General features: G+C 29.6%; 15 protein-coding genes. 9 read left to right on the top strand and 6 right to left on the bottom strand.

Annotated features, from left to right (window positions below; all coding sequences use genetic code 11):
- The first annotated feature begins 152 nt into the window (after nucleotides 1–152).
- Both ACFCYN_RS22990 and ACFCYN_RS22985 read left to right on the top strand, forming a co-directional pair.
- Complete coding sequence (locus ACFCYN_RS22990) at nucleotides 153–335, top strand: twin-arginine translocase TatA/TatE family subunit (protein WP_216854236.1); 183 nt, start codon at nucleotides 153–155, stop codon at nucleotides 333–335.
- A 562-nt stretch (nucleotides 336–897) separates the two neighbouring features.
- On the top strand, nucleotides 898–1,740 hold the full coding sequence (locus tag ACFCYN_RS22985) for a DegV family protein (protein ID WP_098172429.1): 843 nt from the start codon (nucleotides 898–900) through the stop codon (nucleotides 1,738–1,740).
- Between the two features lie 28 nt (nucleotides 1,741–1,768).
- Here the strand turns inward: ACFCYN_RS22985 and ACFCYN_RS22980 are convergent, their stop codons facing one another.
- Nucleotides 1,769–2,722: an MBL fold metallo-hydrolase gene (locus ACFCYN_RS22980; protein WP_172444249.1), complete on the bottom strand. Its 954-nt coding sequence runs from the start codon at nucleotides 2,720–2,722 to the stop codon at nucleotides 1,769–1,771.
- A 171-nt stretch (nucleotides 2,723–2,893) separates the two neighbouring features.
- On the opposite strand from ACFCYN_RS22980, the gene ACFCYN_RS22975 reads away from it, so the two are divergent.
- Nucleotides 2,894–3,478, top strand: a complete 585-nt coding sequence (locus tag ACFCYN_RS22975; protein ID WP_375952033.1) for an SCO family protein — start codon at nucleotides 2,894–2,896, stop codon at nucleotides 3,476–3,478.
- A 107-nt stretch (nucleotides 3,479–3,585) separates the two neighbouring features.
- Here the strand turns inward: ACFCYN_RS22975 and ACFCYN_RS22970 are convergent, their stop codons facing one another.
- Nucleotides 3,586–4,071 carry an Hsp20/alpha crystallin family protein gene (locus ACFCYN_RS22970; RefSeq protein ID WP_172444251.1) on the bottom strand — a complete coding sequence of 162 codons (486 nt, stop codon included), beginning with the start codon at nucleotides 4,069–4,071 and terminating at the stop codon, nucleotides 3,586–3,588.
- A gap of 187 nt (nucleotides 4,072–4,258) precedes the next feature.
- On the opposite strand from ACFCYN_RS22970, the gene ACFCYN_RS22965 reads away from it, so the two are divergent.
- The 4 genes from ACFCYN_RS22965 (at nucleotide 4,259) to ACFCYN_RS22950 (ending at nucleotide 9,680) form a co-directional block, all read left to right on the top strand.
- Nucleotides 4,259–4,744, top strand: coding sequence for a GNAT family N-acetyltransferase (locus ACFCYN_RS22965; protein WP_375952031.1), 486 nt, complete (start codon nucleotides 4,259–4,261; stop codon nucleotides 4,742–4,744).
- A 197-nt stretch (nucleotides 4,745–4,941) separates the two neighbouring features.
- The gene (locus tag ACFCYN_RS22960) at nucleotides 4,942–6,855 is read left to right on the top strand and encodes a hypothetical protein (protein WP_375952029.1); all 1,914 of its coding nucleotides are present in this window, start codon (nucleotides 4,942–4,944) and stop codon (nucleotides 6,853–6,855) included.
- Entirely contained in the window at nucleotides 6,845–8,716 is a 1,872-nt protein-coding gene (locus tag ACFCYN_RS22955) for a hypothetical protein (protein ID WP_172444254.1), read from the top strand. Before ACFCYN_RS22960 ends, ACFCYN_RS22955 begins: the two co-directional genes overlap by 11 nt.
- A gap of 406 nt (nucleotides 8,717–9,122) precedes the next feature.
- The gene (locus ACFCYN_RS22950; protein ID WP_172444255.1) at nucleotides 9,123–9,680 is read left to right on the top strand and encodes a hypothetical protein; all 558 of its coding nucleotides are present in this window, start codon (nucleotides 9,123–9,125) and stop codon (nucleotides 9,678–9,680) included.
- Between the two features lie 283 nt (nucleotides 9,681–9,963).
- On the opposite strand, the gene ACFCYN_RS22945 is transcribed toward ACFCYN_RS22950, so the two are convergent.
- Together ACFCYN_RS22945 and ACFCYN_RS22940 are read right to left on the bottom strand one after the other, a co-directional pair.
- Nucleotides 9,964–10,155 carry a hypothetical protein gene (locus tag ACFCYN_RS22945; RefSeq protein WP_098121623.1) on the bottom strand — a complete coding sequence of 64 codons (192 nt, stop codon included), beginning with the start codon at nucleotides 10,153–10,155 and terminating at the stop codon, nucleotides 9,964–9,966.
- A 129-nt stretch (nucleotides 10,156–10,284) separates the two neighbouring features.
- Entirely contained in the window at nucleotides 10,285–10,749 is a 465-nt protein-coding gene (locus ACFCYN_RS22940) for a MerR family transcriptional regulator (RefSeq protein ID WP_375952026.1), read from the bottom strand.
- 329 nt (nucleotides 10,750–11,078) lie between these two features.
- Between ACFCYN_RS22940 and ACFCYN_RS22935 the strand changes: the two genes are divergently transcribed.
- Nucleotides 11,079–12,428: a hemolysin family protein gene (locus ACFCYN_RS22935; RefSeq protein ID WP_375952024.1), complete on the top strand. Its 1,350-nt coding sequence runs from the start codon at nucleotides 11,079–11,081 to the stop codon at nucleotides 12,426–12,428.
- Between the two features lie 62 nt (nucleotides 12,429–12,490).
- On the opposite strand, the gene ACFCYN_RS22930 is transcribed toward ACFCYN_RS22935, so the two are convergent.
- Complete coding sequence (locus tag ACFCYN_RS22930) at nucleotides 12,491–12,880, bottom strand: YueI family protein (RefSeq protein WP_375952022.1); 390 nt, start codon at nucleotides 12,878–12,880, stop codon at nucleotides 12,491–12,493.
- A gap of 291 nt (nucleotides 12,881–13,171) precedes the next feature.
- Here ACFCYN_RS22930 and ACFCYN_RS22925 point away from each other — a divergent pair, with 291 nt between their 5' ends.
- Nucleotides 13,172–14,311, top strand: a complete 1,140-nt coding sequence (locus ACFCYN_RS22925) for a histidine kinase N-terminal domain-containing protein (RefSeq protein WP_373605000.1) — start codon at nucleotides 13,172–13,174, stop codon at nucleotides 14,309–14,311.
- 35 nt (nucleotides 14,312–14,346) lie between these two features.
- On the opposite strand, the gene ACFCYN_RS22920 is transcribed toward ACFCYN_RS22925, so the two are convergent.
- A complete protein-coding gene (locus tag ACFCYN_RS22920) occupies nucleotides 14,347–15,105 on the bottom strand; it encodes a DUF4397 domain-containing protein (protein ID WP_375952020.1) in 759 nt (252 codons plus the stop codon).
- Nucleotides 15,106–15,690 lie beyond the last annotated feature (585 nt).

The following is a 15,690-nucleotide window of genomic DNA, read 5'->3' as shown; positions in this document are numbered from 1 at the left end:
ATAATATTATTATGTAAACTAAATCTTAATACTTATTAAAATTTTATAAAAATCCTTAAAATTATTTGACGAATGGACAAATTTTTGACAATATTACTATATAAGGAAAGTTTGGTACTTACTTATTAATAGTGGATGGAAGTTGGGGGAAAATAATGGCTAACATAGGCTTTCCAGGTTTAATTTTAATTCTAATTTTAGCTTTAATTATATTTGGACCAAAAAAATTACCTGAAATCGGAAGGGCATTTGGAGATACACTTAGAGAATTTAAGCGTTCTACACAAGGCCTTACAAATGATCTTTTAGAAGATAAAGATGAGAAGAAAAAGTAAATAAATTACTAAAAAACTCGGACTAGTACCGAGTTTTTTTTAGTGCGTTGAAATAAAAAATAGTCAAAAGTTAAATTGTTACTAAGTGATATTCCCATACGATAGTAAAGTTCTTTATCGCTGCTTTTATTTGAAAAAGTTGATTGGAACGGAAAGGATTCTCGACTCCTATGGGAGATGCGGGAAGGCTGAGACCCCGCAGGCTTGCCGAGGAGGCTCAGGTCTTGCACCATGGAAAGCGAGATTCCTGTAGTGGAAATCAACTACACTTAGCTTCTTTTTCATGGGAAAATTTATTAATTGATAGGTTCTTATTCCAACAACGTGTAAAAAACTCGGTATGATACCGAGTTTTTTTATTTTATTAAGGTCAATATGAGTGTCCCTTTTAATAGTTTATTGCTTCAATTTCCTAATTTTTCTCTGAAGTCAATACGATTTTTTAATAAATTTTGAATTTTTAATGGAATTTTAATAGTTACTGTTAACTGAAAATAAAAATGATATAATAAGTTAGCTTTGCAAAATTTGTAGAATTTTAGAAGAGAAAGATGTGAATCAATTGGCGAATATTAAGATTGTTACTGACTCAACGGCCGACTTATTAAAAGAAGAAATTGAAAATTTAAATATAACAGTAATTCCATTATCAATTCAAATAAATGGTGAAACTTATATAGACGGTGTTACGATCTCACCGAAGGAATTTATCGATAAAATGCAACAAACAGTCGAATTGCCAAAGACTTCACAACCAGCTGTTGGTACATTTGTAGAGACATTTGAAAAATTAACAGCTGATGGTAGTAAAGTTATTTCAATTCATTTATCAAGTGGTTTAAGTGGTACTTATTCAACTGCATGCGTAGCAGCTGGTATGGTGGAAGGTGATGTTACAGTAATAGATTCAGCATTTATTACAAGAGCAATGGCTTTTCAAGTAATAGAAGCAGCAAAAATGGCAGAAGACGGATCAACAAAAGAAGAAATCGTTAAACGTATTACGGAAATTAAAAATAATTCATATTTATATATTATGGTAGATACACTTGAAAATTTAGTTAAAGGCGGAAGAATTGGGAAGGGTAAAGCATTTATTGGTTCATTATTAAATATTAAACCAATCGCATCACTTGATGGAGGAGTTTATTCTCCAGTTGGAAAGGTGCGTAGCCATCCACAAGTCGTAAAAACGTTAACGAAGTATTTTGAGCAAGATACAAATGGAAAAACGATTAAAGGGGTAGGAATTGCCCATGCAGATGCTCCAGAACTTGCAGATGCTCTTAGAAATTCAATTCAACAATTTTCAAATTTTGAATTAGATAAAACTGGCTATACTACACCGGTTATAAGCACACATACTGGTAAAGGTGCAATTGGGTTTGTTTTTTACGCTGAGTAATATTTTTTCATAATTAAAAGAAGAAGCCTCAATAAAAAATGGCTTCTTCTTTTTTATTAATTACTTTAGAATGCAGAATTGTTTCGCCTAGTAAAGATATTTTAAGCTTTTCAGTTTTTAATTTCTTTCTTTTCCATTCAGAACATAATCGCTCTAATGCTTCGATTGGAGTGTCATCTGCAAGTTTAAAGGTTCCGTAATGCATTGGGATAAATAATTTTGCATTTAAATCGATAAACGCTTGCACAGCCTCCTCAGGTGACATATGGTTGTATTTCATAAACCATTCAGGTTCATATGCTCCAATTGGGATGATTGCTGTATCAATTTTAAATTTTTTCCCAATTTCTTTAAAGCCTGAGAAATATGCACTATCACCAACGTGATATAAGCATTCTGTAGATGTTTTGAAAACAAACCCACCCCAATGTGATTTATTTCTGTCAAATAATGTTCGCTTCGTCCAGTGTTGTGCAGGGACAAATGAAACATTAATTCCAGAATAGTTTTTTGATTCCCACCAATTCATTTCACTTACGTTATGATAGCCACGTTTATGAAACTTTTCCTTTAAACCTATTGGTAAAATGAATAATGTGTTTTTTGGAAAATGGCGTAATGTATTAAAATCAAGATGATCATAATGACCATGTGAGATACAAATTATGTCAATTGGAGGTAATTCGGATAAAGATAGCCCTGGATTTGATAAACGTTTTTTTAAGGCCATTTGATTAGCGTAAACTGGATCAGTTAAAATATTGATTCCGTTAATTTGAATTAGAAAAGTAGAATGTCCAATCCATGTAATGGTTGTTTTATGACGATTTTCTTTTAAAAATGAGATTTCCTTTTGACTACTTTGTTGAATTGTACTGCTGTAATCTTTTCTTTTTTTACTTCTTTCAATTCCACATTTGACATAATCTTTAAAAGTTTTACGATAACTCGTGTCTAAGTTTTTGTATTTTTTATTTGCCATGATCAGTCATCCTTTCGAAGATTATTAATCAACATGATTAGTGTAACTTTAGTTTGTAAAATTATCTTTTGAAAAATTTAAAGTTTATATGTTAATTAATTTAAAATATTAGAAAAGAGCAAGCTATTTTTGATACAATGGACGAGTACAACGCAACTTAGGGGGATAAGTATGAAGAAAAATAGGTTATTCATGACATTAATAGTGATTTTATGTCTTTCATTATTAAGTGGTTGTGGAAATAAACTTGATAATCCTTTAAATTGGGATTTAGAGAAATTTACATACAAAAATCAAGAAAATCAGTCATTTGGTACAAAGAATTTAAAAGGTAAAGTTTGGCTAGCTAATTTTATATTTACAAGTTGTCAAACAGTTTGTCCGCCGATGACAGCAAATATGGCAAAATTACAACAAAAGGCAGCAGAAAAGAAATTGAACGTGGACTTTATTTCGTTTAGTATTGATCCAGGAGTTGATACACCACAATTATTAACGACATACGCTAATAAATTTAATGCTGACTTTAGTAATTGGAACTTCTTAACTGGTTATTCTCAAAATCATATCGAAAAATTTGCTTCAGAAAATTTTAAAACAATTGTTAAAAAACCAAAAAACAATTCTCAAGTTATTCATGGTACTAGGTTTTATTTAATTGATCAAAAAGGCAAGATTGTGAAAGATTACAGCGGTGTAAGTAATGTGCCATTTGATGACATTTTGTCAGATATTAAAACATTGAACGGCCAATAATGGTTAAATGTTAAAATAAAATATGATTTAATAAAAAACTGAGTACTTAAAAGATACTCAGTTTTTTTATTTTGAATTTAGTTATTGCTAGCTAATTGAAATGATTTTCAGTCTAAAAAGATTTGTTTTTGGTATTCTGGTAATTTTGTACCTTTTATGACAAGCATTCCATTTTCGTATATTGCAGTCGCTGTCGTTGCATTGATTGGATATGGTAATTTAACAATTCGTTGGGATTGGCTATAAGAATATTTTTTATATGAGTAGTTTGTTTGATCGTTTAAAACTTCAGTAGTCGTATCAGCTTTTAAGCCTATTGTTAAGATTGTTCCTTCTAAGTCCATATAAATTTGTTCTTTGCTAACACCAGGCATACTTGCTTGAATAATTAGCTCTTCTCCATTTTCAATGATTTCTACTCCAATTGAAGAAAATACACCGTGTTTATGGAAGAATTTATCAATTTCATCAAAAAGACCTCTAATAGGGGATTGATCGATTAAATCATCCACCTTTTTTAAATAATGTTGTAAATCAATAGATGAATGGCTTTGTTTTTCATCTGGAGTGTTGTTATTTTCTTTTTCACTCATACTTATACCTCCTAACATTCCGACTAACGCAGTATATGTAATGAGCCTAATTTAGGTGCAGGTATTACGCGAAAAAATGCAAAGAAAATAATCAGGATAAGCCAGAATTGATAAAACCAATAGTTAAAAAAGTTTATTATAATGTAAAATAAGGAAATAGAATTAATAAATGAGAAGAGGAAGTTTAATGGAAATAACATTTGCAGCAAAAGAAGATGTAAAAGATATTATAACAATTTATAATGACGCAATCATGAACACAACTGCTACATTTGACACGAAAATTAAAACGGAAGAGGAAATGCTAATATGGTTTCATAATCATCCAGAACTTTATCCAGTTATTGTTTCTAAAGAGAATGGAATCGTCTCTGGTTATTGTGCAATAACACAATTTAAAGAAAAAGATGCATATAAACATACAGTAGAATTATCTGTTTATATCCATCCAGACCATCGTCGTAAAGGATTAGCAAAAGCATTAATGGTTGAGATGATCGAAACTGCTAAAAAATTAGGCCATTATACAATTATTTCATGTATAACTAGTGGAAATGAAGTTAGTGAAAGATTACATGAAAAATTAGGATATCAAAAGGTAGGACATTTTTATAAAGTTGGCCAGAAGTTTAATCAATGGTTAGATATTGTTTATTATCAATTAATGCTTTAGGACTTTTTCATTTTATTTAACATACACAAATTACACTAGAAGAAACAATTAACAACAACTTGATTTTATACTTTGTCTACTATTAAACATCTAGGATTTCCTAGGTGTTTTTATTTGTAATAAGGCCGTAGTATTCATAATTTCTATACTTTGAACGTAAAATGTAGGAGAAATGTCGGAAAGTGGGGGAAATGACTTTGAAATTAAAACGCGCATTGACCCAGAAATTAGTGAAAAAAATTCATAATTTCTTATTTCTTGGAAAAATTGTTACAGAAAGAGTAGTGGATCAAGAAAAGCAGAGCTTGCTTTTTTATGAGGATGAAGATCATATTCGTTTTTATGTAGAATGCTTATCTCCAATTCCATCAAAATTAAAAGCTAGTTTTTCAACTCAAGACGTGCTGTTTGTAGGGACAACTGCAAATAAAAATAATGAAAGTAAAATAAAACCATGGATTAAAAGTAAGAAAAAAGACGATATAATTGACGGTCTAAAAAAGGTGTTTGATTCTAAGTTAGTCATGTTTCGTTTAGAATATGCGAATGAAGTAATTACAGCAGATTTAGTTGAGTTTTTTGATGGGAAAAGAGATACATTCTATCATCTTTTACCAGTTATTGAACTTAGAGGGGATGGTAAACGTGAAGAGGTGGAGAATCGGTTAATAAAAGGATCCTTGCCAATTCATTTACCTAAATATTTTAATGACTTTGAACAACCCGAATTTATTTTTTATGAAAATAGACTATATGGAAATTTATTTTTAAAATCGATGATGAATGATATCAGTTACTTAGAAAAGCAAAATGAAGTTACTTTTCAAGAATATGATGAGGATGAACTGAAAAAGTCTTTTATTCATTTAAATAATTTAATTTATTTTATCCCGGAAAAACAGTGGGATGAGCTGAAAAAAGACTTTAAAAAAGAATGTAGAGAACTGATCTATACTCAAGAATTTACTGAGAAACAACCATTTCCAAATGAGTGGAGTAGTGATTCTGAAAATGCGTTCATTGAAAGGTTTTATCAAAATTGCTTGCAGCAAGGCTTGTTGTATGAAAAAAAAGACATCATAAATTTTCATATATGTTGTAAGTTCCAGGCATTGACAATATTAGGTGGAGTCAGCGGTACAGGGAAGTCACAACTAGCAAGGGTTTATGGTGAGACTTTAGGACTGGAGTTTGGTAAAGAGCTACTTTTTGTTCCAATTTCTCCATCTTATCGGGAACATTACGATTTATTAGGCTATTTAAATCCGGCAACAGGAATCTATATAGACTCAGAGACTGGTTTAACAAAATTACTTATAGAGGCAGAGCAATTTCCACACAGGATGTATATGGTGATTTTTGATGAGATGAATCTTTCTCAAATTGAACATTGGTTTAGTAAATTTTTATCAATTTTAGAAATGCCACAAGATAAGAGATTTATTACATTATTTCATGATCATAATGTCGTAATTAACCAATATTATAAGCCTAAAGTAAAAATAGGAAATAATATTATTTTTGTTGGTACAGTTAATTTTGATGAAACCTCTAGTGAGTTTTCTTTAAGATTATTAGACCGCGTTAATATCATCTCACTTAGATCTACGTCTTTTGTAAATTATGCTGAAAAGATGAGTAATGAAAATATTTATGAAAATGTACCTCAAATTTATATTAATGCAGAATCCTTTAATAATTGGACGAAGAAAACGTTCAGTTCTTCAGAGCTTACAAATGACGAGCTTAAGTTTTTTGACGAATTTAATAAAATAGTTGAGCAGTCGCTTAGTGAACGAATTATCTCTCCTCGAATGATAAAAGATTTATCAAATTATTTAGCTAATATCCCTACATTGCCTTCACATATCCAATTTGAACGTAGAGAAGCAATCGATCTTTTTGTAAAGCAACGTGTATTAACGAAGGTCAGGGGACTGTTTGCAAATTTAGAAGAATTAATTGGTACCGGAGAGGGGAATGAACAAGAAGGGCTGTTAAACATGATTATGAAATCAAATTTAGGTAGATCAATTTCTGATTTTGAGAATTCTATTAAAGAATTGAAAAAGAAAAGAAAACAGCTGGAGATTGATGGATATGTCAACTAACGAAAGTCCAGAAGTTTTTGAACCTCTTTATCTACCATTTACAATTGCAATTCTAGTTGGAACTAGAGGCAAAGAAGAAAAAATCTCTCTTGATGCACTAACGATGAATCCAAAGGAAGCTTATTTATTCGCCTATGAAATACAGGAATTAAAAAGGTTTTTATTTCAAGTTGATGGTGAATTTGACGGTAAAATTACATTCATTTGGAACAATTTGTATCATTTTCAACAAGAAAATTTGGATGATCATCAATATATTTTCACACCAGAAAATAGAAGAATACTAATTTATGAACATGGTAAAACGGAAAATGCATATCCTTGGAGATGTGGTTATTATGAATTTTGCATTGTTTATCAGGAACAACATTTTTACGGAATGATTAAAATCGTACCGAAAAATTTAGAATATGATCAATTAGAGTGGATGCATGCCACTTTACATCAACAAATCAATGGAATAATGAATGATTCTCAATACTTTAAAAAATCTTCAGCTTCTTTAACACAAAATGGAACGATGTATTTTTGGCCAATTATTCGCTTTATCGAAGCTAATGAAGAGCGATTACTTGTAGCTATTCAGCAATTTATTAGTAAACTAAAGCGGAAACAAAAAAAAGAATATGAATTAAAAAGGCAAGTTAAAAAATTAGATTTCACTACGATTAGATGGAATTTATTGCATCCAGACATTTCAAATGCAACGAATTTAACGATGCAGCCCGTTGTTCAAGAGGAAAATTATTTAGATGAAATCAAGTATGCAAAAAATAAGGTTCGCAAATTTTTATTAACAATTGAAACGCTATTAACTTTTGTAAAATATGAATTAGTAAAAGACAAAAATAAAATGAATCAAATCGATTTTCAAATAAGAGATATTGAAAAAATGATGCAGAACGTTGTCGGTAATGGTTCAATTACGGATCGGGAAAAAGCTAAATATCGACAGTCAAAATTATTAAAGGAAATCGAGCTCGAAAAATTAGTGAAAAGCGTTTCAGAGAAAGAACGAATTACGAATTCCTTAGAAAAACTTTATGAAGTTTATTTTAGAGAATATACAATCGGTATTTTTCGGATCGCGACTGATAATGATACGTCTAATTATCCGACCAGTCCTTCTAAAGTGTTTTTAAACTTTATTCACTCGTTAAGTTTGTTTGATAAAAAGGTAAAGGAGTATGGTAAAAAACAAATGCTTTTACCTGTTTATAAGCCTACTTTTTTACTATATGAATACTTTGTTTTTTTTTCATTATGCGATATTTTCCTTAAGTTGAAGTTTCATAATGATGAAGAACCGTTAGCTGAACAGATTTTAATGCATATTAAAGATGATGAGCTAATGGATGGTGCATTTGTAAAGCTTGAAAACAAAGAATGGATTATTAGCTTAGTGTATAACGAAATCATTGAAGGAAGTCCACAAGTATCACTGTTGAAAGGAACTAATTTTTTTAGCGGTGAAGAATCTAAGAAGCCCGATATTCGGTTAGATTTTTACCGAAAAAAAAATAATGAATATGTTGCATCAATCATTTTTGAAATTAAATATAGCCCTATGTTTAATATTTACCAACCAGTAGGAAACACAAAAGCTATGGAACAAATGTATAAATACTGGGGACTTAAATATGTGGAACGTGTGAATGGTAAATTATCATTTGTGCGAAAACCGATCAATGAAGTAATTTGCTTATATCCAGGAAGTAATGTTCATCGTAAAGTTTTAGAGGCAGGTTGCGGAACTTATATTCAGTTTTACCCTAAGAAAAAGGGCGAGGATTTTTATGAGCTAGTAGGTGAAAGGGAATTAGTAGAAATTATTAATAAAACCCTTGAAGAAATAAAGTGATTTTCGAACTTAAACTTGGAACAAATTGTTCAAAGTTAGCTACGCTATCAGAAAAAACAGTGCCCTATACCGAACGAAAGGCGTAGGGCATATTTTTTCTAAACAAGAAGTATTGTGGTTTGACATTTCGTTACATTGTCTATATCTTATTTTAAATTGGAAATGTATATTACAAAACTAATTATGTTATAATTCGGAATTCACATTTTATACATAATTACTTATGAAAGCGTTGCCAAAAGCTAAATTTTACCATACAATAGAGCCATGTACTCAAGATATTTATATAATTTTTTAACAAAATAACTAAATAGAATTCATGTGAGTTTATTAAAATTTGGTATAAACATAGGTTTATAGACGTAAGATAAGAATATTTATATAGGAATTTTAGGGGTGAATGAGAGTGTTTCGTGTTATTCATACAAATGAAGAGAATAATTTATTTAACGAGCTTTGGGGAGATTTTTGTGAAGAAAACGAAATGCCTTTTTTAAAAAGACATAATCAAGTTACTCGTTATGGTATTTGTAATTCGGATAAAAAGTTAATTGGCACATTGGAGTTTGATAAATTTGAGTTTGGCAGTGAAGACAAAAACAAATATTATTATAATTTTTCCGAAAACAAGTATATTAAATATATCCAAAATGAAGAAATCTATGAAATTAGTAAGTTATTAATTACCCGAGAAAATAGAGGGAAAGGGTTTTTTAAACATATTTTATTGGCTTGTTATGATCATGCGATGAATAGTAACGCTGATTGGTATATTGGTACAATTAATAAAAGACTTTATATGTTTGCTAGAAGTGTAGGGTTTAAAATCTTACCTATAGACGAGTATTTCGAAATTAGTGATGATATTATAGCTGTTCCTTTTTTACTGGATATCAAGCATGCTATTAAACTATTGAAACATTCAGATGAATTTAAAGAAATATTGATGTATTACGATAAATAATATTACGAAAAGCTCAGGGGATACCCTGAGTTTTTCTATACTAGTGAAAAGAGAAATTGTTAATTAAGGAAGATTTTTCAATGTAAAGGAAGTTGTATGAAGTGATTTCCACTACAGCTTTCTCGCTTTCCATGGGGCTAGAGCTGAGCTTCCTCGGCGCGCCTGCTTTGTCTTAATATAGAAATGAATTACTCAATATCTTTGCCTATCTCAATCGATTATCTACTTATAATTTCAACACACTAAAAAAACTCAGGGGAATTCCTGAGTTTTTCAAATTGCACTATTCTTGCTCAAGAATAGAAGCTGTTTGATTTGTTTGATTATAAGCGGTTTGACAAGCTTGTAGAGCTTGTTCAATTCTTTCGTGATTTTGTGGTTTTTCAACAGTTTCTAATGCAGATTGAAGACATTCAATAGCGTGTTTAAGTTCAGTTGTAGCATCTTGAGTAAATTGACGAGCATTTTTTTGCATAGAAATTCCTCCCTTCATTCATTTTTATTTTTACCAACATTAATTTAAGTATGTAAAAAAACGCAGCAGAGAAAATCTGCTACGCTTCTGAACTCTTATTAAGTTTTCGTACTGAATTATGTCTAACGATTAAACTCCAAAAATTGATAAGATTGCAAACCGCTTTTTTGGTTTAAATGTTAGAATTTTTTTCTGATCCTCTAAATCAGCTTTTAATAAAGTTACTTGTTCATTTAATTGGTCAACTTGATTTTCAAGGGTACCAATTACTTTTTTTAAGTCTTCTATTTCGCAGCGATGTTCCAATATTTGCACTGAAACAACCTCGTTTGCTTTTGTTTCAACCTTTTCTTCAAGTTTGATTAATTTTTGAGTTAATTCTCTAATCATATCAATATTGTCAGTTTCCATTTGTTTTGATTCAACTACTTGAATTGATTCTTCATAAATTTCTTTAATTTGCTCTATTTGTTCATCTGTAAATAAATAACCATTATTGGATTTCTCTAATTTCAAATCACCTTTTTTTGAAAATAATAAAACTTTTTTATTTGTTAGTTGAAGCTGTTCCGCTACTTGAGAAGTTGTATACATTGCCATTCCTCCTCTAATAATTTATATATAAACAGTTCTTTATTAAATTCGACTTTCCTTTATGGTTGACAAAACTAGTGTTGACTCGGCAAAAGTTCTTATAATACTTCGAATTTATTTGATATAACTATTAAAATGACTGTTTATGTAAACTTTTTTATTTTTATATTGTTTTTTAGCGAAGGGCAGGACATAGATTTTTAATTTGCTCTTTTGATGAAATACTTTTTTAAAATTTTTTGATAACAAATTATTTAACTGAATATACTAAGATAAACCTAATTTTAAAATTTAGATTATGAAGATAGCCTTCACTTCCAAATGGAGGGATGACTCAGTTGTTAGGAATTGGAACTAAGTTACTTTTAGTTGTTGTATTAATTGCATTTACGGCCTTTTTTGTTGCTTCAGAATTTGCGATTGTTAAAATAAGAAGTTCAAGAATTGACCAGTTGTTAGGGGAAGGAAATAAAAAAGCAAGAGCTGTTAAAAAAGTAATTACCCATCTTGATGAATATCTTTCAGCTTGTCAACTTGGTATTACTGTTACGAGCTTAGGTTTAGGTTGGTTAGGTGAGCCAACGATAGATACGATATTTACACCTTTAATCGAACATATGAATTTGAATCCTGCTTTTACAAAAACGATTTCATTTTTAATCGCATTTGGGATTATTACATTTATTCATGTAGTTGTTGGTGAATTGGCTCCTAAAACAATTGCAATTCAAAAGGCAGAACAAATTACGTTAATGTTTGCTCCAGTTTTAATTTTATTTTACAAAATTACATATCCATTTATATGGTTATTTAATAATTCAGCAAGACTAGTCTTAAAAATATTTGGACTTCCACCTGCATCCGAACATGAGGTAGCGCATTCAGAAGAAGAATTAAGAATTTTACTTTCAGAAAGCTATAAGAGTGGCGAAATTAATCAATCTGAATTTAAGTATGTAAATAATATCTTTGATTTTAATATGCGAGTCGCTAAAGAAATTATGGTACCTAGAACGGAAATGACAGCAATTGATTTGCGCGAACCTTTTCATGAGAATATTCATTTTATGAGCACAGAAAAGTATACTCGATTTCCTGTTGTAGATGGAGATAAAGACCATGTTGTCGGATTAATAAACTTTAAAGATGTTTTTACAGATTTTGTCCTTCATAAAGGAGATGCAGAGGTAAAAACACTTGAACAATATATTAGACCGATCATTCAGGTTATCGAATCAATTTCTGTTCATGATCTGCTTGTGAAAATGCAAAGAGAACATATACATATGTCGATTTTAGTTGATGAATATGGTGGAACTTCTGGGCTTGTAACCGTTGAAGACATTTTAGAAGAAATTGTTGGAGAAATTCGAGATGAGTTTGATGTTGATGAAAAAGAGGATATTACGAAAGTAAACGAAAATAAATTTATTATCGCTGGTAAAGTATTAATTAGTGAAATCAATGATGTTTTTAGTTTGGATATTGACGATACAGATGTCGATACAATTGGTGGTTGGATTTTAACCGAAAATTTTGATGTCCAAGAGGGAGACTTTATTAAATTTCAAAACTGTACATTTAAAGTACTTAAACTAGATGGGCACTATATAAAATCAATTGAATTAACACGTGAACCAGTTAAAAAAACTGAAAGCCAAGAAGAAAGCGCAACTTAAATTGTCAAACAATTAAGCTGCGCTTTTATCTATCATTTTTAAAATTTCACATACCGTAGTAATTAAAAATCAGTTGATTTAAAAAGGACATCTTTTACAAAAATTTCGTTCTTCTCAATTGCTTTGCTATGAGTCACCACTAGTCCGATTGGGGTAGGGACGGGTAGATTATTGACAAGTGAGAATGGAATATTCTTATTCTTAGCCATTAAAATATATTTTGAGATTGAATTGTAAGGAAGGGTACCATTTAATAATAATGTGACATCCTTGTTCTTAATTGAATTTTCAACGTTTGGATAAATTGAATTTGACATAACTTGACTAGTTGTTAATGCAATTTCAATTCTCTCGCGAATTGTGCCTAAAAAAACGTTTCGTTCTTCAATTTTTACTTGCTTTTCACCATAGATACCTTTAATTAAATAATCTTCAACATTATTACTAGCCATCGAAAAACCTACTTTCAGTTTATTAATTTAATTGTATCTAAATTTATTCTATTCTACATACGATATTATTGACATTTTTTCATACTTTTAGTTTATTAATAACTGACTAAAAGATTGAATAGGAGAATTTTGAAAGCCAATTTTAAAATTAATTGGATCTTAGCTTCATTATAATTATAATTTTAATTTTATGTAAAATCGGAAAATTGTAAAAAATAATACCTTTTTGTAATAAATTCGACAAATTTTTATTTTTTACTTAACGAATATTTAAAAATTTGATACTATTTAATTAATAGATTTTTATTGGAGGTGTTCCTTATTGATAAATCAATAGAGAGTAGGTATAGCTCTTTCATAAAGGAAAGTATGCCTACATTAACGAAGAATTGGGTCGCTCAAGCGGTAATTAGCGATGATGATCCATTTAAATCCGAGATTATCATTAATGGAACCAAATTGATTGATTATACATTATTATTTATTGAAGGTAAAATTAATGAGGATCAAGTAGTAGATTTGGCACATAAAATAGCCCTTGAACGAGCGAAAGCCAGCGCAAACATCGGTGATTTTGTATATAACTCGAATATAGGCAGAAGTGAACTTTTTAAACATTTGTCAGAATTTGAAGAAAGTATTAGCTTACTTCAACCACTAATTAATAAAATAAACTATGTTTTTGACCAGTTTATTTATTTTACAGTTAAACAGTATTCTTATATTATTACTCAAGACATTGAAGAAAAGAAGCACTTCATAGATGAAACACATAAAGAACGACTTACAATTCTTGGTCAAATGTCAGCTAGTTTTGTACATGAATTTAGAAATCCACTTACTTCAATTATTGGATTTGTTAAATTGCTTAAAGGTGATCATCCGGAATTGAAATATTTAGACATAATAGATCATGAATTGCATCAATTAAATTTTAGAATTGATCAATTTCTTCATGTTTCGAAAAAAGATCATGATCAAATGGTGGAGAACTTTTTAATAAATGATTTATTCAAAGAGATAACTGATTTTCTATATCCAAGTATTGTAAATTCGAATGTTATTTTACAAGAAGGACTTTTTAATCATATATACATACCAGGTTTCCGAAACGAACTTCGCCAAGTTTTACTTAATATACTGATGAATTCAATTGATGCACTTGCTGAAAACAACGGTCAAAAAACGATTCATTATCAAGTTGTCGATTTAGAAGATAAAATTGAAATTCAAATTAGAAATAATGGCCCTAAAATAAGTGAAGAAAGCATACGGACAATTTTTGAACCATTTGTTACGACAAAAAATCATGGTACTGGAATTGGTTTATTTGTATGTAAACAAATTGTAGAAAAACACGATGGTAAAATCGAATGTATTTCTGATGAGGATTGGACAGCATTTTGCATAACTTTGCCAAAAGAGGCATAAAAAAACTCGGAAAAAACCCGAGTTTTTTTATTTTACTAACATAATTTTATAACATCAAATTTTGAATCCCCACCAATACTCCCAACTGACACTAAATCATATACTATATTTTCTTGGAATTTTGATTGATAAAGCGGCAGAATAATTAATTTTGTACCTGATAACCTTATTTCTAAATTAACAGTCATAGGTGAAATAGGGAGATATTCTGATGCATTTTTATATGGTACATTTGAAAAAACAACGTCTCCTTCCCCAGCTTTTACAGCAAAATCAAGATTAGTTGAACTAGGAGATAAGTTAATAAAACGAATTTTAGCTTCTCCTAAAGGTAATGAAAGATCATCTGTATAAGAAAAGAGTGAAATCTGCTCTACTTTAGCACCTATTGCAATTGTATAATTTTGCTCATCATGTAACGATATTTCTTCAGAGTGTATCGGATTGGATAAATCCCCAGTTTTGAAAATGTCAATAAGGTGTACTCCAGAATAAATGGTTAAATAATGAGTCGAGTTTTTAAATGATAAATTAGATATTAATGGTTTTTTATTAATAAAAATATCAATGTTAGTATTGTTGGGGATTACATTTAATAGTCTAATAAAGGATAAATTTTGTTTTATTATCGCATGTTTTTTATGACTTAATGGTGCAGCATTTGTTAATAATCTTTCAAACGAATCAAACTGCTGATATTTGATATGGTAAAAATTATCATTGTTATTTGTAATAGATGAAAATTGATTAACGATATTTGGTTTCAAACGATCCATATGCTCGACTTCCTTCAAATTACACACCTCCTATATGTATCATTCAACCGTCCCACTAAAACTATTATTCAATATATAGATAATTATGAATTATTTTCTATTTAAAACTTTAACCAAAAGATTGCAAAGAGTATTATCTAATGATTTTTGAAGGAAATCAAAATGAATTGGTGCGTAACGTATGGCGCAATCGAACATCCAATTCGTTTTCTATTCTTCAAATGATATTGTGGATCAAAAATATGGAAAGAATCGAAGAAACGAAAAGCATAGACAAGACTCAGAAAGATAGACTTAGGGCAGATTCGAAAGCAAAAAAGAATAAAAGGAAATGATAAAATTAGAAAGATTGATAATAATATTTTTAAAAAGGATTGTCTGAAACTACATAAAAAAGTGGAATTCTCCTCCAAATTATAGAACTCTCTTATGTAAAATAAGAAAAGCTTATTGTCCTGTCCCTTTCATTAGCTTGGTTATATGAAACAATACACATTATCGATTTAAACAATAATAAGGAAATCGATAATGGTTTGACTTGGTCAATTTTTATTGGAAATAAAAATCTTGATAAAGAATAAAAATAATAAAAATATATTGACA

Origin of the sequence: Gottfriedia sp. NPDC056225, assembly GCF_042267765.1 — a bacterium.
Classification (GTDB): Bacteria; Bacillota; Bacilli; order Bacillales; family Bacillaceae_G; genus Gottfriedia.
This window is presented reverse-complemented; position numbering and strand designations above follow the sequence as displayed.

Bases quoted from the DNA above. Each gene is read 5' to 3' on its own strand.
- ACFCYN_RS22970 (WP_172444251.1), bottom strand. From the start codon at position 4,071: ATGAGTGAAAAAGAAAATAACAACACTCCAGATGAAAAACAAAGCCAT.
- ACFCYN_RS22955 (WP_172444254.1), top strand. From the start codon at position 6,845: ATGTCAACTAACGAAAGTCCAGAAGTTTTTGAACCTCTTTATCTACCA.
- ACFCYN_RS22965 (WP_375952031.1), top strand. From the start codon at position 4,259: ATGGAAATAACATTTGCAGCAAAAGAAGATGTAAAAGATATTATAACA.
- ACFCYN_RS22935 (WP_375952024.1), top strand. From the start codon at position 11,079: ATGACTCAGTTGTTAGGAATTGGAACTAAGTTACTTTTAGTTGTTGTA.
- ACFCYN_RS22930 (WP_375952022.1), bottom strand. From the start codon at position 12,880: ATGGCTAGTAATAATGTTGAAGATTATTTAATTAAAGGTATCTATGGT.
- ACFCYN_RS22945 (WP_098121623.1), bottom strand. From the start codon at position 10,155: ATGCAAAAAAATGCTCGTCAATTTACTCAAGATGCTACAACTGAACTT.
- ACFCYN_RS22980 (WP_172444249.1), bottom strand. From the start codon at position 2,722: ATGGCAAATAAAAAATACAAAAACTTAGACACGAGTTATCGTAAAACT.
- ACFCYN_RS22975 (WP_375952033.1), top strand. From the start codon at position 2,894: ATGAAGAAAAATAGGTTATTCATGACATTAATAGTGATTTTATGTCTT.
- ACFCYN_RS22940 (WP_375952026.1), bottom strand. From the start codon at position 10,749: ATGTATACAACTTCTCAAGTAGCGGAACAGCTTCAACTAACAAATAAA.